19 protein-coding genes and 2 pseudogenes are annotated in these 23,150 nt (G+C 59.7%); 13 read left to right on the top strand and 8 right to left on the bottom strand.

Going from position 1 to position 23,150, the window contains the following annotated elements:
• Positions 1-84 precede the first annotated feature (84 nt).
• From rplT to infC, 3 genes are read right to left on the bottom strand one after another with little or no spacing between them, the layout of a single operon-like run.
• Entirely contained in the window at positions 85-471 is a 387-nt protein-coding gene (rplT, locus tag H9627_RS13760; protein ID WP_006770418.1) for a 50S ribosomal protein L20, read from the bottom strand.
• 57 nt (positions 472-528) lie between these two features.
• Positions 529-723, bottom strand: a complete 195-nt coding sequence (gene rpmI, locus H9627_RS13755) for a 50S ribosomal protein L35 (RefSeq protein ID WP_006770417.1) — start codon at positions 721-723, stop codon at positions 529-531.
• A gap of 28 nt (positions 724-751) precedes the next feature.
• Positions 752-1,255, bottom strand: a complete 504-nt coding sequence (gene infC / locus H9627_RS13750) for a translation initiation factor IF-3 (protein WP_404826220.1) — start codon at positions 1,253-1,255, stop codon at positions 752-754.
• Positions 1,256-1,666: 411 nt separating this feature from the next.
• Here infC and H9627_RS13745 point away from each other — a divergent pair, with 411 nt between their 5' ends.
• Complete coding sequence (locus tag H9627_RS13745) at positions 1,667-3,820, top strand: DUF2339 domain-containing protein (protein WP_225213885.1); 2,154 nt, start codon at positions 1,667-1,669, stop codon at positions 3,818-3,820.
• Positions 3,821-4,142: 322 nt separating this feature from the next.
• Here the strand turns inward: H9627_RS13745 and H9627_RS13740 are convergent, their stop codons facing one another.
• Both H9627_RS13740 and uvrA read right to left on the bottom strand, forming a co-directional pair.
• Positions 4,143-4,811, bottom strand: coding sequence for a hypothetical protein (locus tag H9627_RS13740; protein ID WP_191734588.1), 669 nt, complete (start codon positions 4,809-4,811; stop codon positions 4,143-4,145).
• A gap of 436 nt (positions 4,812-5,247) precedes the next feature.
• Positions 5,248-8,115 carry an excinuclease ABC subunit UvrA gene (gene uvrA, locus H9627_RS13735; protein ID WP_191734587.1) on the bottom strand — a complete coding sequence of 956 codons (2,868 nt, stop codon included), beginning with the start codon at positions 8,113-8,115 and terminating at the stop codon, positions 5,248-5,250.
• Positions 8,116-8,219: 104 nt separating this feature from the next.
• Here uvrA and H9627_RS13730 point away from each other — a divergent pair, with 104 nt between their 5' ends.
• The 5 genes from H9627_RS13730 to H9627_RS13710 all read left to right on the top strand — a co-directional run bounded on the left by H9627_RS13730 (position 8,220) and on the right by H9627_RS13710 (position 14,353).
• A complete protein-coding gene (locus H9627_RS13730) occupies positions 8,220-8,822 on the top strand; it encodes an MBL fold metallo-hydrolase (protein WP_191734586.1) in 603 nt (200 codons plus the stop codon).
• 238 nt (positions 8,823-9,060) lie between these two features.
• Complete coding sequence (locus tag H9627_RS13725) at positions 9,061-9,876, top strand: DoxX family protein (RefSeq protein WP_191734585.1); 816 nt, start codon at positions 9,061-9,063, stop codon at positions 9,874-9,876.
• A gap of 217 nt (positions 9,877-10,093) precedes the next feature.
• A complete protein-coding gene (locus tag H9627_RS13720) occupies positions 10,094-12,388 on the top strand; it encodes a HelD family protein (protein WP_191734584.1) in 2,295 nt (764 codons plus the stop codon).
• Between the two features lie 139 nt (positions 12,389-12,527).
• Positions 12,528-13,883: an AAA family ATPase gene (locus tag H9627_RS13715; RefSeq protein ID WP_225213883.1), complete on the top strand. Its 1,356-nt coding sequence runs from the start codon at positions 12,528-12,530 to the stop codon at positions 13,881-13,883.
• Positions 13,883-14,353: a hypothetical protein gene (locus tag H9627_RS13710; RefSeq protein WP_191734583.1), complete on the top strand. Its 471-nt coding sequence runs from the start codon at positions 13,883-13,885 to the stop codon at positions 14,351-14,353. Before H9627_RS13715 ends, H9627_RS13710 begins: the two co-directional genes overlap by 1 nt.
• Here the strand turns inward: H9627_RS13710 and H9627_RS13705 are convergent.
• The gene (locus H9627_RS13705; protein ID WP_191734582.1) at positions 14,341-15,042 is read right to left on the bottom strand and encodes an HNH endonuclease; all 702 of its coding nucleotides are present in this window, start codon (positions 15,040-15,042) and stop codon (positions 14,341-14,343) included. The genes H9627_RS13710 and H9627_RS13705 overlap by 13 nt on opposite strands.
• On the opposite strand from H9627_RS13705, the gene H9627_RS13700 reads away from it, so the two are divergent.
• The 4 genes and pseudogenes from H9627_RS13700 to H9627_RS13690 all read left to right on the top strand — a co-directional run.
• Positions 15,041-15,331, top strand: coding sequence for a transposase (locus H9627_RS13700; RefSeq protein ID WP_191734581.1), 291 nt, complete (start codon positions 15,041-15,043; stop codon positions 15,329-15,331). The two genes, H9627_RS13705 and H9627_RS13700, sit on opposite strands and share 2 nt — an antisense overlap.
• Positions 15,229-15,765, top strand: coding sequence for an IS3 family transposase (locus H9627_RS14410; protein ID WP_404826219.1), 537 nt, complete (start codon positions 15,229-15,231; stop codon positions 15,763-15,765). The genes H9627_RS13700 and H9627_RS14410 overlap by 103 nt, the downstream gene beginning before the upstream one ends.
• 91 nt (positions 15,766-15,856) lie before the next feature.
• Positions 15,857-16,099 carry a hypothetical protein gene (locus tag H9627_RS13695; RefSeq protein ID WP_191734580.1) on the top strand — a complete coding sequence of 81 codons (243 nt, stop codon included), beginning with the start codon at positions 15,857-15,859 and terminating at the stop codon, positions 16,097-16,099.
• Between the two features lie 94 nt (positions 16,100-16,193).
• Positions 16,194-16,685: pseudogene (locus tag H9627_RS13690) on the top strand (IS3 family transposase); the annotation flags it as partial.
• A 469-nt stretch (positions 16,686-17,154) separates the two neighbouring features.
• On the opposite strand, the gene H9627_RS13685 reads toward H9627_RS13690, so the two are convergent.
• Positions 17,155-17,598, bottom strand: a complete 444-nt coding sequence (locus tag H9627_RS13685) for a universal stress protein (RefSeq protein ID WP_191734579.1) — start codon at positions 17,596-17,598, stop codon at positions 17,155-17,157.
• Positions 17,599-18,098: 500 nt separating this feature from the next.
• On the opposite strand from H9627_RS13685, the gene H9627_RS13680 reads away from it, so the two are divergent.
• Complete coding sequence (locus H9627_RS13680) at positions 18,099-19,403, top strand: CHAP domain-containing protein (protein WP_191734578.1); 1,305 nt, start codon at positions 18,099-18,101, stop codon at positions 19,401-19,403.
• A 132-nt stretch (positions 19,404-19,535) separates the two neighbouring features.
• Here the strand turns inward: H9627_RS13680 and uvrB are convergent, their stop codons facing one another.
• Positions 19,536-21,641, bottom strand: a complete 2,106-nt coding sequence (gene uvrB / locus H9627_RS13675) for an excinuclease ABC subunit UvrB (RefSeq protein WP_191734577.1) — start codon at positions 21,639-21,641, stop codon at positions 19,536-19,538.
• 381 nt (positions 21,642-22,022) lie between these two features.
• Between uvrB and H9627_RS13670 the strand changes: the two are divergent.
• Together H9627_RS13670 and H9627_RS13665 are read left to right on the top strand one after the other, a co-directional pair.
• Positions 22,023-22,163 (top strand): annotated as a pseudogene (locus tag H9627_RS13670) (IS256 family transposase); the annotation flags it as partial.
• A 346-nt stretch (positions 22,164-22,509) separates the two neighbouring features.
• Entirely contained in the window at positions 22,510-23,115 is a 606-nt protein-coding gene (locus H9627_RS13665) for a toll/interleukin-1 receptor domain-containing protein (protein ID WP_191734576.1), read from the top strand.
• Positions 23,116-23,150: the final 35 nt, after the last annotated feature.

Genomic DNA, 23,150 nt, shown 5'->3' with positions numbered 1-23,150 from the left:
CCTGTCCCCCACCGCGCGCCCGGATAGACCGGGTGACGGGGAGGGACAGGTTCTTAGTGTGCAGGCACTGCGTTAAGCAGTGTCTTATGCAGCAGCCTTCGGTGCGTTGACGTCCTCTGGCAGGGCAGCCTTGGCAGCCTCGCAGATGGCGGAGAAAGCAGCGAAGTCGTTGACAGCCAGATCGGCGAGGATCTTGCGGTCGACCTCGATCTCAGCAAGGCGCAGGCCCTGGATGAGACGGTTGTAGGTGATGCCGTTCATGCGGGCAGCAGCGTTGATGCGCTGGATCCACAGCTTACGGAACTCACCCTTGCGTGCGCGACGATCGCGGTACGCGTAGGTCATGGAGTGCAGCCACTGTTCCTTCGCCTTACGGTAAAGGCGGGAGCGCTGGCCGCGGTAGCCCTTTGCGGACTTCAGAATTTCGCGACGCTTCTTCTTAGCGTTGACGGACCGCTTGACACGTGCCACGGTGGTACTTCCTTAAATCTGATCTTGAAAAGTGGAATGGGTGCAGACGGGCGTCTGTTACGCCTTGCCGAGCAGTCGCTTCATGCGCTTGGTGTCCGCGGGGGAAACCTCGACAATGCCCTTCAGGCGACGGGTGCGGGTGGAGGGCTTGCCCTCGAGGAGGTGGCGACGGTTAGCCTGCTCGCGGACGAGCTTGCCGGAACCAGTCACCTTGACGCGCTTAGCGGTGCCCTTGTGGGTCTTGTTCTTCATGAAAGTTGTCCTTAAACCCTAATCGTGTTTAGTTCTTGCCCTTGCGGAGCGGACCGATGACCATCGTCATGTTGCGGCCATCCTGCTTCGCACGGGTTTCGACGACACCGTATTCGGCTACGTCATTTGCCAGACGCTCGAGGAGCCTGTAGCCAAGTTCTGGGCGGGCCTGCTCACGACCACGGAACATGATCGTGACCTTGACCTTGGATCCCTTCTCAAGGAAGCGGATCACATTGCTCTTCTTCGTCTCATAATCATGACTATCGATCTTGGGACGAAGCTTCTGCTCCTTGACTACGGTCTGCTGCTGATTCTTGCGTGACTCGCGGGCCTTTTGGGCTGCTTCGTACTTGAACTTTCCGTAGTCCATGATCTTGCAGACCGGTGGCTTGGCAGTGGGTGCAACCTCGACCAGATCAAGATCTGCGTCGAACGCGAGCTTGCGGGCGTCCTCGATACGGACGATGCCTACCTGCTCACCATTGGGACCGACAAGACGGACCTCAGGAACTCGGATACGCTCATTGATGCGAGCTTCAGCGCTGATGTGGACTCCTCTGTTAGCAGTGCGGGAAATTGATGACGTACCGTACCACTTGAGGTGATTGCCCCGTTACAGACCAAAAGCCCGCTCATCCACTGGGATGAACGGGAGATCTGACTTATCAAGAGTTGTACACGGGCACTAGTCCGTGTCAGCACTACTTGCTTTACCTGTATCCAACCGATTGCTCGGCGGCCTTAGGTGGGAAGATCTCCTCTTGCGGCCTGATCCGTATAAATACGCACCAGGCGGTAGTGGTAAGAACTCTAACAGCATAAACCACAAAAGGCAAAAACGTCCACTGTCCACAGCAACTTTTTCAGACAAACCCCATGCTTCTATAACAAACTGGTGACATCCCGGGCTGGCCAGTGGATATCGTCCTACCCTCAAGTTATGAACTTCACACAACGCGATCGGCTGGCCCTACGTTCGGCCCTGTCGAAGCTGTCCGCCTCGGCGTCCGCGATGGCGGAGGCCAGCCGGGAGATCGATGCGCTGGTGTCGCGCATGGACACCACCGAACAGCCGGCACGTACCGCCGTACCGCTTGGCGACGCCGCCCCCACCCAAACACAAGAGGTCTCCTCCGGGGTTGCGGGTGGGACGTCGGTCGCCGCTACCCCGCCAGTGATGCCACCGGTGGCGCCCCCGGTAACTTCCCCGGCCGCTCCCCCACAGCCCACGCCGCGGCCGTCGACCCCGATGGCCCAACGGGTTCCCAATCCGTATCCGCGCCCCGAGAAGCCGAAGCGTCCGGCGAAGCCTCCGATGACCACGGAGGAGAAGATCATGCGTGGCGTCGCCATCGGTGGCGCCGCGATCACCATCGCCGGCATCATCCTGCTGGTCTCCGTGGCCATCCAACGTGGCTGGCTGGGGCCACTGGGACGGGTCCTCGGCGCGTACCTGGTGGGTGCCCTGCTCTTCGGTGCGGCGGCGTGGTTGCGCAAACGCGGCACGCGCGTGGAGGGCATCATCGCCCTGATGGTGACCGCGCAGATCGCCTTCGTGGCCACTACCTCCGCCCTCATCTTCGTCCTCGAATGGTGGCCACCGGGCCTGGGATCCCTGGTGGTGTTGCTGGGCAACGCCGTATTCCTGGTCGTGGCTGCGACCTGGGCAGGCCTGGGCCGGAGGCTGGGGCTGGGGTCCGGTGGTGACCGTGAGGTCGGCCTCTCCGATGACAAGAAGGACGACAAGGCCCGCGCCGAGGCCCGATCCGTCCTGCTGGCAGTCGCCATTGTCACCGCACTGGTGGCCTGGATGTTCTCCGCCTCGTTCGATGCGTGGTGGCCGATCGCGGGCATCATTGTCGCGCTGCTGGCCAGTTACACCGTGGCGGACAACCGCATCCGTCTAGCGATGGCCATCATGGCCACGATCCTGCAGTTCATGCTCATCTCCTCCGCTGATGCCCTGATGCTCCCGGCCGCCAGCGTGGGCATCATCACCCCGGTGCTGCTGGTGGTGCTGACCCTGTGGGATCCGGTGAAGCCACGCGAGGGTGACAGCTCGGAAATCGCCCTGGCGGAATACTGGCGCAGTTTCGAAACGGATCCGGTGGCCGCCTGGGTGGGCGTGGTCCTCCCCGTGCCGATCGTCGCATGCCTGTCGGTCCCCCTCATCCGCCTGGATGCTGTGTGGTTCACCCTCCTGCCGGCGGTTCTCATCGCGGCGATCGGTGTGTTCGCGGTGCTGTCGGACCGGCCAACCCAGACGGACGGACTCTATGCCTCCACCACTCCGGTGGAATACCAGCGCATTGCACGCCTCATCGCCGTGATGGGCCTGGCACTGGTGGCCACCGTGCTGGTGGGCATCCGCTACAACGGCCCACCCATGGAACCGGGTCAGTTCCTCGACGGTTCACTGCCGGTGGTCGTCTATCTCATCGCCGGTTCCGCACTGTTTATCTGGTTGCGTCAGCTTCCCCGGGACAGGAACCTCGGTGTGGTGCCGTGGGTGGCCTGGCTGCTGGGTGCCGTGGCTATCACCGGTGTGCTGTTCCGCCATGTAATCGTGCTGGCGCCGGTCTGGCTGACCGACACCTCCGCGCTGATCCAGGCGGTGCTCATCCTCGGGTTCATCGCAGCAACGATCCTGGCCCGGGAGAGTTTCTACCACCGACCACTGTGGCTGCAGCTGCTCGTCGGAGCCACGATGCTGTATCTGTCCGCCACGGCGATCGTCACCCTCACCACCTACCTGGGCAACCTCATCGGCGGGAACACCGGCATGCATCTGGGTTTCCTCATCGGCCATGCCACGGTGTCCATCCTGTGGATGGCGCTCGCCGCGGTCCTCATGCTCCACCGCTCGCTGCTCACCGAACCCGGCGCCCTGTGGACCGGTGTGGGCCTGGCCGTCGCGGGCACCGTCAAGCTGGTCTTCTTCGACCTCGTAGCGCTCAGCGGTGTGCCACGCGCCATCGCGTTCCTGCTCTCCGGGCTGGCGTTGCTGGCCATCGCCTCCCTGCGCGGTCGGCGCACCGGGGCCACGACGCGTGACGACGCAACCCCAACCCCCGCCGAGACCACCACCGGTTAGGAACTGTTACGAAAGGCAGCACTACCAGCACCAACACATGGGGGTCAGCCGCGTCGATATCGGTTACTCCTGGTGGTGGGTCTACGTCCTATTCAAGGCCGGGCAGTGCGCGGGCATCTTGACATCGATCGAAGCCAAACCGCAGTTGCATGTCGATGCGCAGGAAAAACCCGGCCGGGACCTGGCGGTGGATCCCACCACTGCTCGCACCCGTGTCCATGTCGCTGGAGCGCAGCGGGACGCACCTGGGGGGAAGGCCAAGGTGTATGACGAAGCCCCGTGGGCAGGACGGCCCACGGGGCAAAAGTTCACAGCCGCGGTACTAGCTGGAACCGAAGGAGACAACGGAGGAACCGGACGGGCTGGACAGATCCGTGCTTCCGGAGGAACCGCTGCCCTTGACTTTCAGGTTGTAGGTACCTGACCTGCCGTCAACGCACGCCTGATCGACGATCCGCTGCCAGTCCCCCAGAGTGATCCGGAGGCGGTCAACGGCCTTGACCATGATGGCGCCAGCCGGAGCTGACCCCGGGTAGTCTCCCCCCACCCCGGACGTACCACTCGCGAGCCGTTCGGAAGCCTCCATCTTGCTGAAGGTGTCAGCCTCCAGCACTTCTGTGGACGATTCGTAGTGGGAGAATTGGATGCCCGCGTCGAGAATAGAGCGCGATTCACCCGCATTGAAGCTGGCGGCGACAGCTGCGGCATCAATGCGGGCGTAGACTGCTTCGCTGACATCACCGTCGTTGTCGATCACCAGGTCGATGTCACCTCTCACCGAGGGTAGGGCCTTCTTGAGATCTGCAAACACCCCTTCTCCCATCCCGTGATAGAGCTCCTCAAGTGCTTGAACGTCAATGTCGGAAAATGTGAGAGTGCAGGTATCACCAGCGACGTTGAGCTGTGCTGCGTTGGCAATCGGCGAGGTGAGGGCACTGGCGGACAGGACTGCGGTGATTCCGAGGGTGAGGGTTAACGCGCGGGTTTTCATGGGGACTCCTCAATGAGGTTGGTTTCGGATGGAAAGGGGAGCTCTTCAATGTTCACCCGTTGAGTGGCAGATGGCCAGACCCGGCTTGTTGGATCCCCCGAAGCTGTGTGCTGGCATCGGGCCACTAATCTGGATCCTCGTACCTGTTGTCTTCCGACCGTGTTGTCCCAACCGGTCAATCCTCCAGGGTGTCTACCTATTCCCGATTGTAAGGTTACCGCTCCTGTTGTTGCCACCGGCGCCATCCACACTTCTGGCAGCCCCATAAAACCGTCTGGCACGGTTCAGACGGACCCGGCCTGACGTCCCTAGCATGCCCGATGGGGCTCTTCGGGGCACTCCTGCGGGACAGTCTCGAGCCTCCGCGCAGGCGCCTGACCGCCGGGTCTCGGGCGCGGTGATAGGCGAAGATCACCCCACAAGAGTTGACTAGGTCTTACTGGGAGGTAACCGGCTGGAGCATCTCCTTGAGGAACTGCCCGGTATAGGAGCCCTCTACCTCGGCGACCTGCTCGGGCGTGCCCTCGGCCACGACCATGCCACCACCGGAACCACCCTCGGGGCCCATGTCCACGATCCAGTCGGCGGCTTTGATCACATCGAGGTTGTGCTCGATGACGATGACGGAGTTGCCCTTGTCCACCAGTCCCTGGATCACCATCATCAGTTTGCGGATGTCCTCGAAGTGCAGGCCGGTGGTCGGTTCATCCAGGATGTAGACGGTGCGGCCGTTGGAGCGCTTCTGGAGCTCGGAGGCCAGTTTCACGCGCTGTGCCTCACCACCGGACAGCGTGGTCGCCGCCTGGCCGAGACGTACGTACCCGAGCCCCACATCAACGAGGGTGGCCAGGTAGCGGTGGATGGATTTGATCGGTTCGAAGAACTCCGCCGCCTCGGAGATCGGCATGTCGAGGACCTCGGCGATGTTCTTGCCCTTGTAGTGCACCTCGAGGGTTTCGCGGTTGTAGCGCTTGCCCTCGCAGACCTCACACGGGACATACACATCGGGCAGGAAGTTCATCTCGATCTTCAGGGTGCCGTCACCGTGGCAGGCCTCGCAGCGGCCGCCCTTGATGTTGAAGGAGAACCGTCCGGGCTTGTAGCCACGGACCTTCGCCTCGGTGGTCTCTGCGAAGAGGTTGCGTACCTTGTCGAAGACACCGGTGTAAGTCGCCGGGTTGGACCGCGGGGTCCGGCCGATCGGTGACTGATCCACCTGCACGAGCTTGTCCAGGTGCTCCACTCCCTCGACGCGCTTGGCGCGTCCCGGTACCTGGCGGGCGCGGTTGAGCTGATTGGCCAGTACCTTCGCCAGGATCTGGTTGATGAGGGTGGATTTGCCGGAACCGGAGACACCTGTGATGCACACCAGAACACCGAGGGGGATCTCCACATCGACGTTTTGGAGGTTGTTCTCCCGGGCGCCGACGATCTTCAGCTTGCGGTCCGGGTCGATCTCCCGGCGGGTGTCGGGCACCCCCAGGGTGCGACGACCGGACAGGTAGGCACCGGTGATGGAGTCCTCACAATCGAGGATGCCCTTCGGCTCACCCTGGTAGACCACCTCGCCACCGTATTCACCGGCGCGGGGGCCGATGTCGACGAGGTAGTCGGCACGCCGGATGGTGTCCTCATCATGCTCGACCACGATGAGGGTGTTGCCGATGTCACGGAGATGTTCCAGGGTCTTGATCAGCTGCTGGTTGTCACGCTGGTGCAGGCCGATGGACGGTTCGTCGAGGACATAGAGCACGCCGGCCAGTCCGGAACCGATCTGGGTGGCCAGGCGGATGCGCTGTGCCTCACCACCGGACAGGGTGCCGGCGGCGCGGTTGAGGGTGAGGTAAGACAGGCCCACATCGAGCAGGAACTTCAGGCGTGCGCGGATCTCCTTGAGCACCGCACCCGCGATCATCTCCTCGCGCTTGCCCAGGGTCAGGCTGTTGAGGAATTCGAAGGCCTCGGTGACCGACAGGGCGGTCAGACCGGCAATGGACAGCTGGCCGTGGGACTCGGAATCCAGCCGCACGGCGAGGATCTCCGGCTTGAGGCGTGCGCCCTGACAGGTTGGGCAGGCCACCTCGCGGGTGTATCCGAGCAGACGGTCCTTCTGAGACTCGGAGTCGGTCTGCTCCAGCTTGCGATCGAAATACCCCATGACACCCTCGAAGGGGGCGGTCCAGGCGCGGACGCGTCCATAACGGTTCTTGTACCGGACGCTGACCTCCTGCTTAGATCCGTGGATCAGGGCCTTGCGCTGCGCGGCGGTGAGCTTGCTGTACGGGGTCTGGGGGTCGAAATCCAGTGCCGAGGCCAGACCCTCAATGAGCTTCTCGAAGTACTTGGAGTTGGGGCTGGAGTTCCACGGCTGGATCGACTTGACCGCGGGCGCATCTGGATCGGGCACGATGAGATCGATGTCCACCTCGGTGCGCACACCCAGACCGTCACAGGCCGGGCAGGCACCATAGGGAGAGTTGAAGGAGAAGGCGCGGGGTTCGAGCTCGTCGATGGCCAGGGTGTGGCCGTTCGGGCAGCTCATCTTCTCGGAGAAACGACGCAGACGGTTCGGGTCATCCTCCTTCAGGTCAACGAACTCGAGGACCACCACCCCGTCGGCAAGCCGCAGGGCGGTCTCGAGGGAGTCGGTGAGTCGCTGCTTCTGGCTGACCTTGACCTGGAGGCGGTCGACCACCACGTCGATGTCGTGTTTGATCTGTTTCTCCAGCGTCGGGGGCTCGCTGAGCGGGTACACCTCCCCGTCGACACGCACGCGGGAGTACCCCTGAGACGCGAGGTCGGCGAAGAGGTCGACGAACTCACCCTTGCGGGTGCGCACCACCGGGGCCAGGAGCTGGAATTTCAGCCCCTCCTCCATCTCGAGGATCTGGTCCACCATGTCCTGCGGGGTCTGGCGCTGCACGGGCGCGCCACATTCCGGGCAGTAGGCGGTACCCGCGCGGGAGAACAGCAGACGCAGGTAGTCATAGACCTCGGTGATCGTGCCCACCGTGGACCGCGGGTTGCGGTTGGTGGATTTCTGGTCGATGGACACCGCCGGGGAGAGACCATCGATCAGGTCCACATCGGGTTTATCCATCTGTCCCAGGAACATGCGGGCATAGCTGGAGAGGGACTCCACATACCTGCGCTGCCCCTCGGCGAAGATGGTGTCAAAGGCCAGGGAGGACTTTCCGGAACCGGAGAGACCGGTGAACACCACCATCGAATCGCGTGGCAGGTCAATGTCCACGCCCTTGAGGTTGTGTTCGCGCGCACCGCGCACTACGAGGCGATCAGCCACTTGCTCAACTGCCCTTCAGAAATAGTGTGGGGAGAAATGAATCCAATGAAAGCAATACCTTCGAACATACCAACGAAGAGAGAAATTTCGCTACTCTGGCCTGCATGACCAACGAGCTTAAATTGCACCGCATTTCCGTGTCCAAGATGGACAACAACTGTTACCTTCTGACCTCGGGCGATAAGGGTCTGCTCATCGACGCCGCCGATGACGCCCCGGCGATCCTGAAGATGGCAGAGGATGCCGGTGTGACCATCACCACGGTGCTGACCACCCACCGGCACGCCGATCATGTCCGGGCCCTGCAGCAGGTCCTCCAGGCTACCGGCGCAACCCATTATGCACCTTTCCTCGAGGTTCCCGCCCTGCCCGCCCCGGTGGATGTGGAGCTGGAACACGGGGACACAGTCGAGTTCGAGGGTCACCAGTTCCCCATCGCCATCCTGCGCGGGCACACCCCGGGTGGTGCGGCCCTCGCCGCGGAGATCGACGGTCGCGTCAACCTCTTCGTCGGCGACAGCCTGTTCCCCGGCGGACTGGGTAAGACCAGTAGTGAGGGTGATTTCATCCGCCTGTTCAACGACGTCAAGCAGCGCCTCTTCGATGTCTACCCCGATGATTCCATCGTGTGGCCCGGCCACGGCCGGGAAACCACCCTCGGGGATGAACGCCCCGAGCTCGAGGTGTGGTGGGAACGTCGCTGGTAGGACGTTAAATTCACCCCGTCTCCCCCGCCGGAGAGGCCACCACCGGGGGTTTTCTTATCGTTTCCTGAACGGTTACTGGCAAAGCAGCACATGTTCCGGGAATGATGGTCAGAGCCCGACGAACCGGTCATAACCTAGGTACGATTGGGCGTTAGAGAAAACCTCTGAGTAAAGACCCAGGCCGCCTGATGGTGGCGGATTGCCCTGGGAACAACGCGTTGAATAGGAGCATAGAATCATGATCCGCAAGATCGCCCGGCCCATGCTCGCATCGGTCTACATCGCCGATGGTGCAGATACCCTCTTGAACACCCAGGCACATGTGGAAGGCACCGAGGTGGTTCTGGACCGTATCCGCTATGTGCTCCCACGCAAATACGCCAAGCGCATCTCCAGCGATCCCGAGCTGGTGGCCCAGATCATCGGTGGCACCAAGGTCGGCGCAGGTTCCCTGCTCGCGCTGGGCAAGGCACCCCGTCTCTCCGCGACCACGCTCGCCGTGGTCACCGTTCCCACGATCCTGGCGCGCAACGCCTTCTGGGAGACCCAGGATGAGGAGGAAAAGCGCAACCGTCGCAACGGTTTCATGACCAACGTCGCCCTGCTCGGTGGACTGTTCATCACCTCCGTGGACACCCAGGGCAAGCCGGGTCTGAAATGGCGCGCCACCAAGGCTGCCTCCACCGGCAAGAAGCAGATCCAGCAGGCCCTGCCCACCAAGTCCGAGACCGAGAAGATGACCGACAAGGCATCCGACTGGTTCCATGACGCCTCCGACAAGGTCGCCGAGTACGCCCACGTGGCGCAGGAGTACGTCGAGGACAACAAGGATGACTGGCTGAAGATGGCGCAGGACAACGCCAAGACCGCCAAGAAGGGTGCCGTCAAGGCAGCCGGCAAGGCCCAGGAGCGCGCCAACTTCGCACTCAAGGTTGCCGGCGAGACCACCGGCAAGGCAGCCAAGAAAGCCAACAAGAACGCCGACAAGCTGCAGAGTCGCGCCGACAAGGCACTGAGCGCCGCGCAGAAGAAGGTCAAGAAGATCAACGTCTAGACCGTTCAATCGGCTCACACGCCACGATCACGCCACGGGACGGCCCCGGGGGATGCTCCACTCCCCTTCCGTTCCCGTGGCGTTTTCTCATGCCCAGCCAACCCCGTGCGCCGGTGCGCGGACGGGGTCTGGAATGATGGATGACTCTCCGGTGTTGAACAACCGATAGAGTGGATTGCCACTCGCACACCGTCGAAAACCCAGGAGGCCTTCCGGAGTGACCACTCAACGCCGCGCCGATCAGACGTCGGAAAGCACCGACCGCCCTGAGCTTGACTCCGCGATCCGGGAGGAACAGGCCTACGTGGACACCCTGTTCCAGCGCCTCGACGATGAGGTGGCCCGGGCGAATGAGCGTCTGGCGGATGTGATGAAGGACGTGGATCCGACCAACCCGGATCCGGAGGCCCTGGTGCGCCGTGAGACGGAGTACCACGGTCTGAACCAGAAGCTCGACCGGCTCAACCTGGCGCAGCTGGGTCTGGTGTTCGGTCGCATTGATGTGCAGGCGGAGCCTGAGGAGATCGACACCCCGGTCCCCGGGCGCCCGGATCTGGACCGTCGTTATATCGGGCGCATGGGTCTGGATGACCGCGAGGACAACTACCGCACGCTCCTGCTCGACTGGCGTGCGCCGATGGCGCGGCCGTTCTACCTGGCCACCACCGTGAAGCCGGAGGGCGTGGAGGTGCGTCGTCATATCCGCACCCGGGGTCGCACCGTCACCGGCATCGATGATGAGGTGCTGTCCGGCACTGTCGCCACAGCTGCCGTGCCCCAGAGCGGTGTGGGTTCGGAATCAGCCCTCCACCAGGCGTTACAGGCGGCCCGCACGGGCCATATGACCAATATTGTGGAGACCATCCAGCGTGAGCAGGATGAGATCATCCGCGATTCCACCCGCGGGGTGATGGTGGTCCAGGGCGGGCCGGGCACCGGTAAGACGGCCGTGGCGCTCCACCGGGTGGCCTACCTGCTCTACACCTGGCGGGAGCAGCTGGCCAAGTCCGGTGTGCTCATCATCGGACCCAACCGGACCTTCCTGGAATACATCTCCCGCGTGTTGCCGGAGCTGGGTGAAACGGGCGTGGTGCTATCCACCATCGGTGAGCTCTACCCGGGTGTCACCCCGACGGGCACGGAGGATCTGCTCACCCGCGAGATCAAGGGCTCTGCGGAGATAGCCGGTATCCTCCAGGAGGCGGTCAGGGCGTACCAGACCGTGCCGGAAACCCCGGTGGAGGTGACGGTGGATGGCATCGTCATCTCCATCGACGCGGCCACGGTGGCGAAATCCCGCACCCGCGCCCGCCGCTCCCGCCAGCCCCATAACCTGGCCCGCCCCGTCTTCCGCGCACACCTCACCGAGCAGCTGGCGCACCAGATGGCGGTGACCATCGGCGCCGATCCCCTGGGTGGGCGCAACCTGCTGTCGGGCGCGGACATCGATCAGCTCCACGACGACCTGCTTGACGACGCCACCCTCGTCTCCGTGGTCGACGGGTTCTGGCCGGAGCTGTCCCCACATCAGGTCCTGGAGGACCTGCTGACCGACCCCGCCCGCATCGACATCGCCGCCGCCGGATACGACGATGAAACCCGGTCGGCCCTGCTGCGCGCGCCGGGGTCCCCGTGGGCCCCGTCCGACGCGGCGCTTCTCGACGAGTTGGCCACCCTCATCGGTCTCCCCGACCCGGAGGAGGCCCGCGAGGAGGCGGAGAAGAAGTGGCGCCAAGAGATCGAAGACGCCCAGGAGGTCCTCGATGTGCTCAGTTCCTCCCAGTCCTCGGATATCGATGATGACGCCGACCTGGATCCCGATGCCGAGGTGCTCTCCGCCTTCGACATCATCGACGCCGAGACCCTCGCCCAGCGCCAGGAGGTCCGTGACATCCGCTCCACCGCCGAACGTGCGCAGGCCGATCACAAATGGGCTTACGGGCATGTCATCGTCGATGAGGCGCAGGAGCTCTCCCCCATGGAATGGCGCATGGTGTTCCGTCGTAGCCCGTCACGCTGGATGACCCTGGTGGGTGATATCGCCCAGACCGGGTCCCCCGCCGGTGTGGATGACTGGGCGGAGTCCCTGGCACCGTTCATCAACAACCGGTTCCGCCACCACGAACTGACGGTGAACTACCGCACCCCCTCGGAGATCATGGTCCTGGCCAACCGGATCCTCGCCCAGATTAATCCTCAGATGACGCCGGCCACCGCCATCCGTGACTCCGGGCACAAGGTGGGGTACGTGGGGGCGGGGGCGGACGTCGACAAGCTCAAGGAGGCTTTTGACGGCGACCGCCTGACCGCGGTGATCTCCTCCCGGGCGGCGTTTGTGGACGGCGTGCACCATTACGTGGTCGATGAGATCAAGGGCCTGGAATTCGACCATGTCATCGTGGTGGACCCGGCGGGCATTTTGGAGGAATCGCCGCAGGGCCTGCAGGATCTGTATGTGGCGGTCACCCGTGCCACCCAGAGCCTGACCATCGTTGGTGAGTGGGAGATGTAGGGATCAGATCGCTATAGGAAACGCCCGAAGAAGCTGATCAGGAGGATCAACCAGACCCTTATCTCCGGGGATCATGTCTGCAGTAGAGTTGAGGCAGACCCTAGCCAACCGCCTGACGGAGTCGTATATGTCCCACCCCATGATTACTGAACTGAGACTCGACGCGTTCAAATCCTTCAGGAATGCAACTCTCCCGATAGCAGACATTACCTTTCTCACGGGGAGGAATAGTTCTGGAAAGTCCAATGCACTTGATGGACTGGATGTTTTGTCCCGACTTGCCGGTGGGGAGGTGTTAGCGGATGCGCTTGATGGTCGGCGACGTCAAGCAGGGATGGTACGTGGTGGATCCCGTGGATGTGCTCCCCACGGTAGCCATGAATTCAGTCTGGGTTGCACTGTTATTCACGATGGACAAGATTTTTCTTACTCGATCTCAGTACAAGTTGATCCTGATCTGAAAATTGTCGAGGAGCGTCTGGAGGGGCCCGCAGTCGCGGCTAAGAGCGGAACGATGCATAAGGCGGTCAGCATATTCCAGACCAGGGACGCGTCACCAGACTCCCCCGGAATTGAAGTCGAGATCTACAGTGGAAAGAAGGGAGTGAATCCGGCACGGTACTTTCGTGATGATCGCCCTATACTCACCCAGATCGCCAATACTCTTCAAGGTGTAAATCAGACTGAAAGGTCAATCCTCACTGCTATTGGCATCGTCATTTCCGCACTTCGGGGCACTTTTCACATCGACCCTGTCCCTCACCTTATGCGTGCCTTTGTTCCTGTTCATGACACCACCTTGCGTAGAACCGGAGAAAATTTATCTCCAGCTCTATACCAACTCCAACAGCGTGACCTAAGCTCCTTTGATGAAATCGTCGACCTGACAAAGAAAATTGCAGATGAACAAGTTGTGGATATTTCTTTCGCTAAGTCCTCCCTGCAGGATGTCATGCTGCAACTGGAGGAGAAACGAGGACCGATCACAAGGTTGGTAAAGGAATTGACACCTGCTCGCGAGATGAGTGACGGTTTGCTACGCATTCTCGCGATTGCAACCACACTGAAATCAACTCGGGAAAGTCTAGATATAGACAACTTCATAGGTGTCGGGCGTATAGACTCCCCTGTTTCAGGAGGGGTCCTCATCGTCATCGAGGAGTTGGAAAACGGTCTGCACCCCTCCCAGGCACATCGTATTCTGGATCTGATCCAACAAAGCCATCATGAAACATCCGTACGTGTGCTGGCAACCACCCACAGCCCGGCGCTCCTTGATGCCGCCGAAGGCATCCTCAATGACAGCATCATCGTGTGTCACCGGGATCCGGATACCGGGTATAGCAGGTTGACTCCCCTGACCCAGCTTCCCGGTTACGCCCGCGCCTTGGCGGAAGGGACACTAGGAGACGCTGTCACCGCTGGAAAGCTGGTGGATGATGTTATCGAATCCCGTGATTTTTCTGAGTTTGAAAAATTTCTCGGGGTGAACTGATGCCTAAAGTAGTGTTTGTTGACACCTCTGTACTCTGCAATCTCCTTCCTGTACCGGGTTTGGACCAGCAGGCTTCCGAGATAAGCGCACAGATGGCTGACCGTCTCAGAGAGGATGATGCCCTTTATGTACTTCCCATAACCACTGTGATTGAAACTGGGAACCATATTGCCCAGATTAAAAATGGTGACCACCGGCGGAAGACAGCTGATCGCTTTTCGCAGATGCTCAGCTTGATCATTGAAAAGAAGGCTCCCTGGACACTACATGACATTGCCTGGAACAGGACCTTTTTGGAGATGCTGATGGCAGGAGCAGGCACAGGAACATCCTATATTGACCATGCTTCTGCGGGGGTGGGCACCGGTGACTTATGTATTCTCACCGAATGCTACCAATATCAGCAGCGAACTAAAATGGACGCAACAATTTGGTCTTTGGATCAAGCTCTAGCTGCCTACGGGACCTGATGAATCCGACCCCCGAGGAAGGGCTCGGAACCTGATCCAGTCCATCTGAATTTTTCCGATGTCCATTCGTATAGACCGGCATCGAATGCTCGGTGATGGTTTGCACATAGCAACCGCCCATTGTCAGGGTGGTAGTCAACCACGGTGGAGTGCGGAACCAGATGCGCAGCTTCGAGAACTTCAACGATATCAACCCCGCACACCGCACACTCTGCCGGATATGATTCCAAAAGTAGAGCACGAAATCGCTGCTGGCCAGTACGTTGACGTTGCATACGCCACACATCTTCAGCCGCATAATTCTCGGCCTGGCTGATGGATGAGCTTTCACGTGAGCTACTCACCTTTCCCTGACTGGCAAGATTCCACAGCCAGGGATTGTGCCAATCATTCCTCCGATACCGCTTCCTCCTGCTGCGCATCTTCGTCAGTCGGCGCACTATTGCATCTACCAGGCGGTGATCCTCAAGGGCGGTGATCGCATCACGCCCATGGTATTCGACCACCTGTCCCCCTCCATCAAGATGCGTATCGGAAATATCTCCTGACGACCAGTTCAGTGCCTCATCCGGTTCAAGGACAAAACGGACTTGAGCGAGCTTCCCCTCCTCCCGCGTCATGAAGACGATCAACGCCTCCACTGCGCCCGTATGGTGATTTGAGACAGGGTCTAGGAGAATTAGTTCCATGTCGAATCGCCGTATCTTCACCGAAGAATTCAAAGCAGGAGCTGTGCAACTCGTCGTCTCCTCAGGGCGCTCGGTCAAGGAAGTGGCCACCGAGTTGGGTATCAAAGAAGGAACACTGGGCGCGTGGGTAAGAACCTGGAGGGCCGAGCATCCAGACGCCGGTGTGGATGAACCAGGCCCAGTCGAATGGGCGAAATACAAGGCCCTGCAGGCAGAGAACGCCGCGTTGAAACGGGAAAACGAGTTTTTGGGAAAAGCCAGCGCCTTCTTTGCAGCGAAGCACCTGTAGAGGACTTCTATGCGTTCATCGAGCAAGAGAAGGCGTCACTTCCCATTACATGGATGTGCACAAAGTTGGGCGTGTCCAGAGCGTCGTATTACCGGTGGGCCAAGCCTGCGGGTCTGACTCCGACAGCCATAAGGCATTCAGAACTCAGGGCTGAGGTTGCCCAGGAGTTTGAAAAAAGCAACCAGATGGCTGGTAGGGATCAGCTGACCACGTTGCTCAACCAGCGTGGTGTCAAAGTTTCTACTGGGACTGTGGGATCAATTATGAACGAATTAGGAGTGCGTGCCAGACGAATGCGGGCCTGGAAGAACACCACGGTCAGTGACCCTTCTGCCCGGACCGAGCATATAAAAAATCATATACTCGATAGCCAAGGGAAACGAGACTTTACCGCTACCGTGCCTGGGACCAGGCTCGTTGGTGACATTACGTGACGCGTTCGGCTATTTAGTACTGGTTTTCTGCGTATCGGGAACCGCCGATCTGGATATCGGAAACCGGGGGTAATTATCCTGACTCACGTTGATGGACGACCTGCACGCTCTCAAGTACTGGGTCGCATTCCCCTCCAAGAGCCCCACAGCCAGTCAATATCAGACGGACTACTGGTATTCGGTGTTTGCTGACGCCGCGATCGCGGACGCGGTATTGAGCCGACTGTCCAACAACGGTGTGCTGTTTTGGCTCAAGGGTGAGGATATGAGGACTTTTCCTGACGTGGAGGCGGGAACCCAGGTGGCCTATACCACGATCCCTCGTCATGGGTGATGCTGGTTTTCGGCCGCGGGGGTAAAACAACCGGTACCGCATGCCCAGAACTGCAGTACCCCTTCATAAGAACAGCGGTTTCCAAAGAAAGCGCGGGTCAATTACGTACTTAAAGACGGGTTCCGGGTGGCTGTACTTGGCTACCGTGATCGATTTAGCTACGCGGATGGTGGTGGGGTGGTCTATGGATTCTAATATGCGCACACCGTTGGTGATCAACGCGCTGGCTATGGCGCGTGATCATGGGTGTCTTCATCCTGAAGGCGCAATTTTTCACTCCGATAGAGGATCGCAATACACCTCCGAGCAGTTCCAGACATGGTGCGCCGGCAACAAGATCACCCAATCCATGGGATTGACCGGGGTATGTTGGGATAACGCGGTCGCGGAGAATCTTTTCTCACATTTGAAGACCGAAATGTATCACCACTACGACTTTAAGAATCACCTGTCGGCCCGAACCGCGGTGATGGAGTACATCGAGGGTTGGTACAACCGGCGCCGCCCGCATAGCAATAACCAGGGGCTCTCACCGGCTAGTGCTTTGACCGCATATCAGCAGCAGTATGGATTAGCAGCAGCGTAAGAAGAAAAATCAATCAAGCTGTCTCAAAAACTTGACGAGCGCACACCATCCCAACAGAGACTACTGAGGCGCGGGTAGTTCCCCGTGGTGCCCTTCTATTTGCAGGCAGACATGTCAGGGAGAAGTCAACGTTATGGAAAAGACCAGACAGCCAACCAAATTTATGGATGAGTTCGAGAACGTCGGATGCGTCGGACGTCTGGACAAACCTTTCATACGCAGCATGAGAATTGGTGCGAGGCCGGTTCTTTGAACCTAAAGAAATTCTGGCATCAAGGTGGTAGCCGGAGTCTTTCAGGATCTCTAAGAAATCCCCGGCGACCAGGTACGGGCCGTCTGTCTCTGTCGATGTCATAGTGCCACTTCCGCTCGTTATGGCTATACCTCATCGTGGATGGGAGACCAGTCACTGTCCCCCTGAACCACTGAAAGCCGGAAACATATCGTTTCCGGCCTCCTGTCGCTATTTTTAGCTCACGGTGTGAACAATCATCACGTCACAGTCGGACTGGCGGGCGACGTCAGCGGGCACGGAACCCAGCAGACGGCCGGTGAGCGAGTTGATGCCTCGGTTACCCACCACGAGCAAATCGGCGTTGCGGTCGGTGACGATACCCATGAGGGCCTCAACCGGGGTGCCGGGGCGGATCTCGGTCTCGATCTTGGTGGCGCCGACATTGCGGGCGGCCTCGGAGGCCTTCTCCAGGTTCTCCTTGGCGGGATCATCACCGAGGATGGTCACGGAGTCCTGGCGGAGGGTCTTGGAGGCCTCATCCTTATTCTCGTAGTATGCGCAGCCGATGATGAGGGTGGCGTCGAAGGCCGCCGCGATCTTCGCAGCGCGTTCGACTGCGAGGATAGAAGACTTGGATCCATCGGTACCGACGACGATCTTGGAGTAATTCTCGCTCATGTGACAGTTCCTAATGCTCAGAGAGTTGGAAGTGATGTATTCGTTCAGCAGGGCCCGGATACTGCCCCGATTACGTTAGTGCCCCAGTCTAACAAACAATCCGGACGTCCCGGGGGTGTTTTTGACTACGGAACAGGCGGTTTTGGTCGGGCGTTACATTCGCTTTCCGCATGAAGCAGGGGTAACACCTTCTCCCCTTCTGCGCCCGGCCCCACCCCTTCCGTTGAACCCGGGCGGCGCACCGGTGGGTGTGGAGGGTTACCCTCCCGGCTGAGCAGTGGCACCCGCTTGTTCCCCTCCGACGGTACCCGTTTTCAGGATGGGTGTCAGCGCCCCCAAAAATCGGGGCAATACAGGACAGAGGTAGAAACATAATCTAGGAATGTACAGGTTATTTCAATCTCTCTGACAGCTTTCACCAATGGGAAGATTGGCGCTCGCCTCGATTCACGAGTACCTTCCTCCCCCTGCCCCATCCCGTTCCTCACTGAAGGATAACCATGAAACTCTCACCGCGTCTCAGAAGAATTCTGGTGACGATCCTCGCAATCCTCACCCTCGGTGCCCCAGTGGCTACAGCTCCCCAGGCGTCGGCTCTGGATACCTGCCACAGTACTGATTACTCCTGTCTCGCCCGCTGGGGTTATGGCCCCTACGTGGGAAACTACGCAGACAGGTACTACTACGGAGGACATCACAACTGCACCCGCTACGTGGGCCATCGCCTGGCACGCGTGGGAGTCCCGGATACCGGATCATGGGGTAATGGAAGCCAGTGGGGAGCGTCCGGGCGGGCCCGCGGTTACCAGGTCGATGGTAACCCCCGCCCCGGTTCAATTGGTTATGCCGGCCACGGCGGCTTCGGTCACGTGGCCGTCGTCGAACAGGTCAGTGGTGACAGGGTGCTGGTTTCCGAGGATAACGCCTCCGGAATCGACAGCGACCCCAGTGGTTACGCCAGGATCCACTGGTACCCCAAGTCCTGGTTCTCGGGCTACATTCATGTCCCACAGCTGGAGGCGGAGTACGGCTCAGGCGGTGGCGGTACACCCGGCAAAGATCCTGTAGGCAGTTTCGACACCGCAGTCGGTGGCACCGGAAACGTCCACGTCCGAGGCTGGTCCTACGACCCCGATGTCCTCTCCCACGACGTCCGCATCCACATCTACATCGGCGGACAAGCCGGGACCGCAGGAGCACAATCCACCGAAATCATCGCCAACAAGGCACGCGGCGACCTCCGCGGCACACCCGCCTTCGACAACGTCATCACCACCACCAAAACCGGCAACCAACAAGTCTGCGCCTACGCCATCAACGTCGGCGGCGGCAACAACAAATTACTCGGTTGCAAAAACGTCACCATCACCGCCACAGGATCAGACCCCGTGGGTAGCTTCGATACTGCCCAAGGAGGTGTAGGCACCGTCCACGTCCGAGGCTGGTCCTACGACCCCGACGTTCTCTCCCACGACATCCGCATCCACATCCACATCGGCGGACAAGCCGGAACCGCGGGAGCACAATCCACCGAGATCATCGCCAACAAGGCACGCGGCGACCTCCGCGGCACACCCGCCTTCGACAACGTCATCACCACCACCAAAACCGGCAACCAACAAGTCTGCGCCTACGCCATCAACGTCGGTGGCGGCAACAACAAACTACTCGGCTGCAAAAACGTCACCATCACAGCCAAGCCGTCTGCCACGAATACGCCCACACCGCCGCCCACGGATGATCCCTCAGACCCCGGCACCGGACTGGAACCAGTCGGGCGGGCAGGATCGTCTCTTTCTTCCTAATGTTCTCGGGAATCTTTCTGGTCTCCACTCCGGTTGAGTCACCAGCTCGGCCACCTGAAACACGACGATAAGCCACGAACAAAGCAAGTCCCGGATGTCTCCCTTGAGACATCCGGGTTTTCTTGTCCCGTCCTATTGCATACCCACTTCCTTCATGCCCTTGAGTTCCTTCCGCAGCTCGAAGACCTCATCGCGCAGACGGCCAGCCAGCTCGAATTTGAGCTCACGGGCGGCGGCGGCCATCTGGGCGGAGAGATCATCGATGAGTTTCTGCAGCTGATCCACCTGCATGCCGGACGTGTCCGGTTTCTCCACCACGGCGGCATCACCGGTCAGCCCCGGGGCACCGACGCCTGATTCCTGGTTCTCATAGACCTGGTCGAGGATGTCGGCGATCTTCTTGCGCAGTGGCTGCGGATCCACGCCGTGTTCCTTGTTGTACGCGACCTGCTTCTCGCGCCTGCGGTCGGTCTCCTCGATGGCGTACTGCATGGAGTCGGTGATCTTGTCGGCGTACATGATCACCTCGCCGGAGACGTTTCGGGCGGCACGGCCAATGGTCTGGATCAGGGAGGTGGTCGAACGCAGGAAGCCTTCCTTGTCGGCGTCGAGGATGGCCACCAGGGATACCTCCGGCAGGTCGAGGCCCTCACGCAGCAGGTTGATGCCCACCAGCACGTCGTATTCACCCAGGCGCAGCTGGCGCAGCAGTTCCACGCGCTGGAGGGTATCGATATCGGAGTGCAGGTAGCGCACGCGGATGCCGTTCTCCAGGAGGTAGTCGGTGAGGTCCTCGGCCATCTTCTTGGTCAGGGTGGTCACCAGGACACGCTCGTTCTTGTCGGTGCGGCCGCGGATCTCGTGGATGAGGTCATCGATCTGGCCCTTGGTGGGTTTGACGGTGACCTTCGGATCCACCAGGCCGGTGGGACGGATGACCTGCTCCACGAACTCACCACCGGCGGCGGCGATCTCGAACTTGCCCGGTGTGGCGGACATGAACACGGTCTGGCCGCGGCGCTCGTCGAACTCCTCCCAGGTCAGCGGGCGGTTATCCAGCGCTGACGGCAGCCGGAACCCGAATTCCACCAGGTTGCGCTTACGCGACATATCACCCTCGAACATGCCACCGATCTGCGGGACGGTCACATGCGACTCATCGATGATGGTGAGGAAATCCTCCGGGAAGTAGTCGATCAAGGTGGCCGGCGAGGTGCCGGGGCCACGGCCGTCGATGTGGCGGGAGTAGTTCTCAATGCCGGAACAGAACCCCACCTGTTCGATCATCTCCAGGTCATATTCGGTGCGCATGCGCAGACGCTGGGCCTCCAGTAGCTTGCCGCGGTTCTCCAGGTCGGCGAGACGGTCCTCCAGCTCGGCCTTGATGTCCGCGACGGCCTTTTCCATGCGTTCCGGGCCCGCAACGTAGTGGGTGGCGGGGAAGATGCGCACCTCTTTCACGTTGCGGACCACGTCTCCGGTCAGCGGGTGGATGTAGTAGAGACTGTCGATCTCATCACCGAAGAACTCCACCCGCACCGCCAGCTCCTCATACGCCGGGATGATGTCCACCGTGTCCCCTTTGACGCGGAAAGCGCCACGGGTAAAAGCGATGTCATTGCGGTCGTACTGGATATCCACCAGCAGGCGCAGGAAGCGGTCACGGTCGACCTCATCGCCGACCTTCAACACAATCGACCGGTCCAGGTAGGACTGCGGGGTACCCAGACCGTAGATACACGACACTGAGGACACCACCACCACATCGCGCCGGCTTAAGAGGCTGGAGGTGGCCGAGTGACGCAGCCGCTCCACATCCTCATTGATGGAGGAATCCTTCTCAATATAGGTATCGGTCTGCGCAATATAGGCCTCTGGCTGGTAGTAGTCGTAGTAGGACACGAAATACTCCACCGCATTATTGGGCAGCAGTTGGCGCAGCTCATTGGCCAGCTGTGCAGCCAGGGTCTTATTCGGAGCCATCACCAGGGTGGGCCGCTGTTGCTTCTCAATCAACCACGCAGCCGTGGCTGATTTACCGGTACCCGTGGCACCGAGCAGCACCACATCACGCTCTGCCTGCTTCAGGCGTTTATCCAACTCGGCGATGGCCGCCGGCTGGTCACCGGCTGGCTGAAACTCCGAGATTACCTCGAATTTATCGTCCGAGCGTTCAATCTCACCCACAGGGCGATGCTCGGAGTGGGACAGGACCGGTTGTTCAGCAGCGAAAGCCATATATACAGGGTACGCCAAGAGGTGGACAGGCTACACGGTCGTCTTTGGGATGCGGCGGGCGGGTGGTCGCCTGTGCTTGTCGACGGTTGAACTGTTAGGTTTTCTTTCACGACAGGGCAGGAAAATAAGATGAATCGTTGATTCTGAACTGGATGTGCCACATTCTTTAGGAGGCTTCCACTGTATCCACTTACTACTAGGAGAATGGGTCTACGGGGACCAGCAAATTAATTGGAAGACACCCCCTCCCAACGTGGTCGCCAGTTCTATTTTGCTCTTAAGCCATTATTTGGATATTACAGTGCTGAAAGTGCACTGAAATCGAGGGGTCAGATGGTTTGTGTGTGAGGGAATCCCCACACATCAAGGAGATGAACCAGAATGACTACCGTGGCTAAACGAGACCCAGAAGATTCCGCACGGATCAAAGCAATCGAAGAGAAACTGCTCGCCAATCCCGAAATGGCGAAGCTCATCGATGAGCTCGGTACCTCCACCAGCGATGCCAATGACCTGGTCAGGCCCATCAGATGGCGGTGGCGTTCCCAGACCGCTTCGAGGCTTACCTTTAACTTTTAAATCCGGGAGCCCCACACACAAACAACTTGACACGCTCCTGAAATCGCAAATGCGCTGATAAACCGATGAGTTATTGAATTCCACCAAGGTTTCCTAAAACACCCACCTGGGCCGTACTCAAGGGAACACGGAAGGTCCGTTCGTCGGGTCTGAGATCCGGTGGTACCTGGTGTTAGAAAATCCCATCATCATTCGCAACTCTTAATTAGCGTTAAGAACAGCTCAACCTAGATAGGCATCAATACTCCATCTCTTCATGCCTAGAAGATAATCCCGCTAAGCTTTCCATATGAAAAAACCATTTCCCCCAAAGGTATTTGTTTCATATGCTCACGTTTCCGAAGACCACAAAACTTGGGTGAGAGGCCTAGCTTCTCGTCTCCGTGCTGACGGCGTCGATGTGCAACTCGACCAGTGGCATAACACTCTTGGATCCAATCTTCCGTTTTTCATGGAATCAGGCTTACGGGGTGCAGATCGAGTGCTTGCAATCATCTCCGATGATTACCGAGAACGGATCGACAACAGGCAAGGAGGTGCAGGATTCGAGGGTCAACTATTATCTAGCGACCTACTTACAAATCAAACAGAGACGCGTGTGATTCCGGTCCTGCGTGACAACACCGTTCAAGATTTCAATACTGCCGTGCCGACTCTCTTACGTGGCTATATGGGAATCGACATGCGTGATTCCGATCTTTTTGAGGGGAGGTATGAAGAACTATTGCGGGATATACACGGGCGCCCTATGCATCAAGCTCCGCCTATCGGCGACAACCCATTCGACGGTGCCGCCGATTACATGCCCCTGCCGGTTTCACAACTTCCCAGCGCCTATTCTAACTTCGAGCCTGGGCCTGACCCCCGTTTGGTAGACACCTTGAAACCAGCATGATGCTGGGAAAGGTAATCTGCCACCATGCCACGCAA

It is taken from the genome of Corynebacterium gallinarum (assembly GCF_014837045.1).
Classification (GTDB): domain Bacteria; phylum Actinomycetota; class Actinomycetes; order Mycobacteriales; family Mycobacteriaceae; genus Corynebacterium; species Corynebacterium gallinarum.
The sequence above is the reverse complement of the archived record's forward strand: the minus strand, read 5'-3'. Positions and strand labels throughout refer to the sequence as shown.

Bases quoted from the DNA above. Each gene is read 5' to 3' on its own strand.
- rpmI (WP_006770417.1), bottom strand. From the start codon at position 723: ATGAAGAACAAGACCCACAAGGGCACCGCTAAGCGCGTCAAGGTGACT.
- H9627_RS13745 (WP_225213885.1), top strand. From the start codon at position 1,667: ATGAACTTCACACAACGCGATCGGCTGGCCCTACGTTCGGCCCTGTCG.
- H9627_RS13740 (WP_191734588.1), bottom strand. From the start codon at position 4,811: ATGAAAACCCGCGCGTTAACCCTCACCCTCGGAATCACCGCAGTCCTG.
- H9627_RS13730 (WP_191734586.1), top strand. From the start codon at position 8,220: ATGACCAACGAGCTTAAATTGCACCGCATTTCCGTGTCCAAGATGGAC.
- H9627_RS13725 (WP_191734585.1), top strand. From the start codon at position 9,061: ATGATCCGCAAGATCGCCCGGCCCATGCTCGCATCGGTCTACATCGCC.
- H9627_RS13715 (WP_225213883.1), top strand. From the start codon at position 12,528: ATGATTACTGAACTGAGACTCGACGCGTTCAAATCCTTCAGGAATGCA.
- H9627_RS13710 (WP_191734583.1), top strand. From the start codon at position 13,883: ATGCCTAAAGTAGTGTTTGTTGACACCTCTGTACTCTGCAATCTCCTT.
- H9627_RS13700 (WP_191734581.1), top strand. From the start codon at position 15,041: ATGTCGAATCGCCGTATCTTCACCGAAGAATTCAAAGCAGGAGCTGTG.
- H9627_RS13705 (WP_191734582.1), bottom strand. From the start codon at position 15,042: ATGGAACTAATTCTCCTAGACCCTGTCTCAAATCACCATACGGGCGCA.
- H9627_RS14410 (WP_404826219.1), top strand. From the start codon at position 15,229: ATGGGCGAAATACAAGGCCCTGCAGGCAGAGAACGCCGCGTTGAAACG.
- H9627_RS13695 (WP_191734580.1), top strand. From the start codon at position 15,857: ATGGACGACCTGCACGCTCTCAAGTACTGGGTCGCATTCCCCTCCAAG.
- H9627_RS13685 (WP_191734579.1), bottom strand. From the start codon at position 17,598: ATGAGCGAGAATTACTCCAAGATCGTCGTCGGTACCGATGGATCCAAG.
- H9627_RS13680 (WP_191734578.1), top strand. From the start codon at position 18,099: ATGAAACTCTCACCGCGTCTCAGAAGAATTCTGGTGACGATCCTCGCA.
- uvrB (WP_191734577.1), bottom strand. From the start codon at position 21,641: ATGGCTTTCGCTGCTGAACAACCGGTCCTGTCCCACTCCGAGCATCGC.
- H9627_RS13665 (WP_191734576.1), top strand. From the start codon at position 22,510: ATGAAAAAACCATTTCCCCCAAAGGTATTTGTTTCATATGCTCACGTT.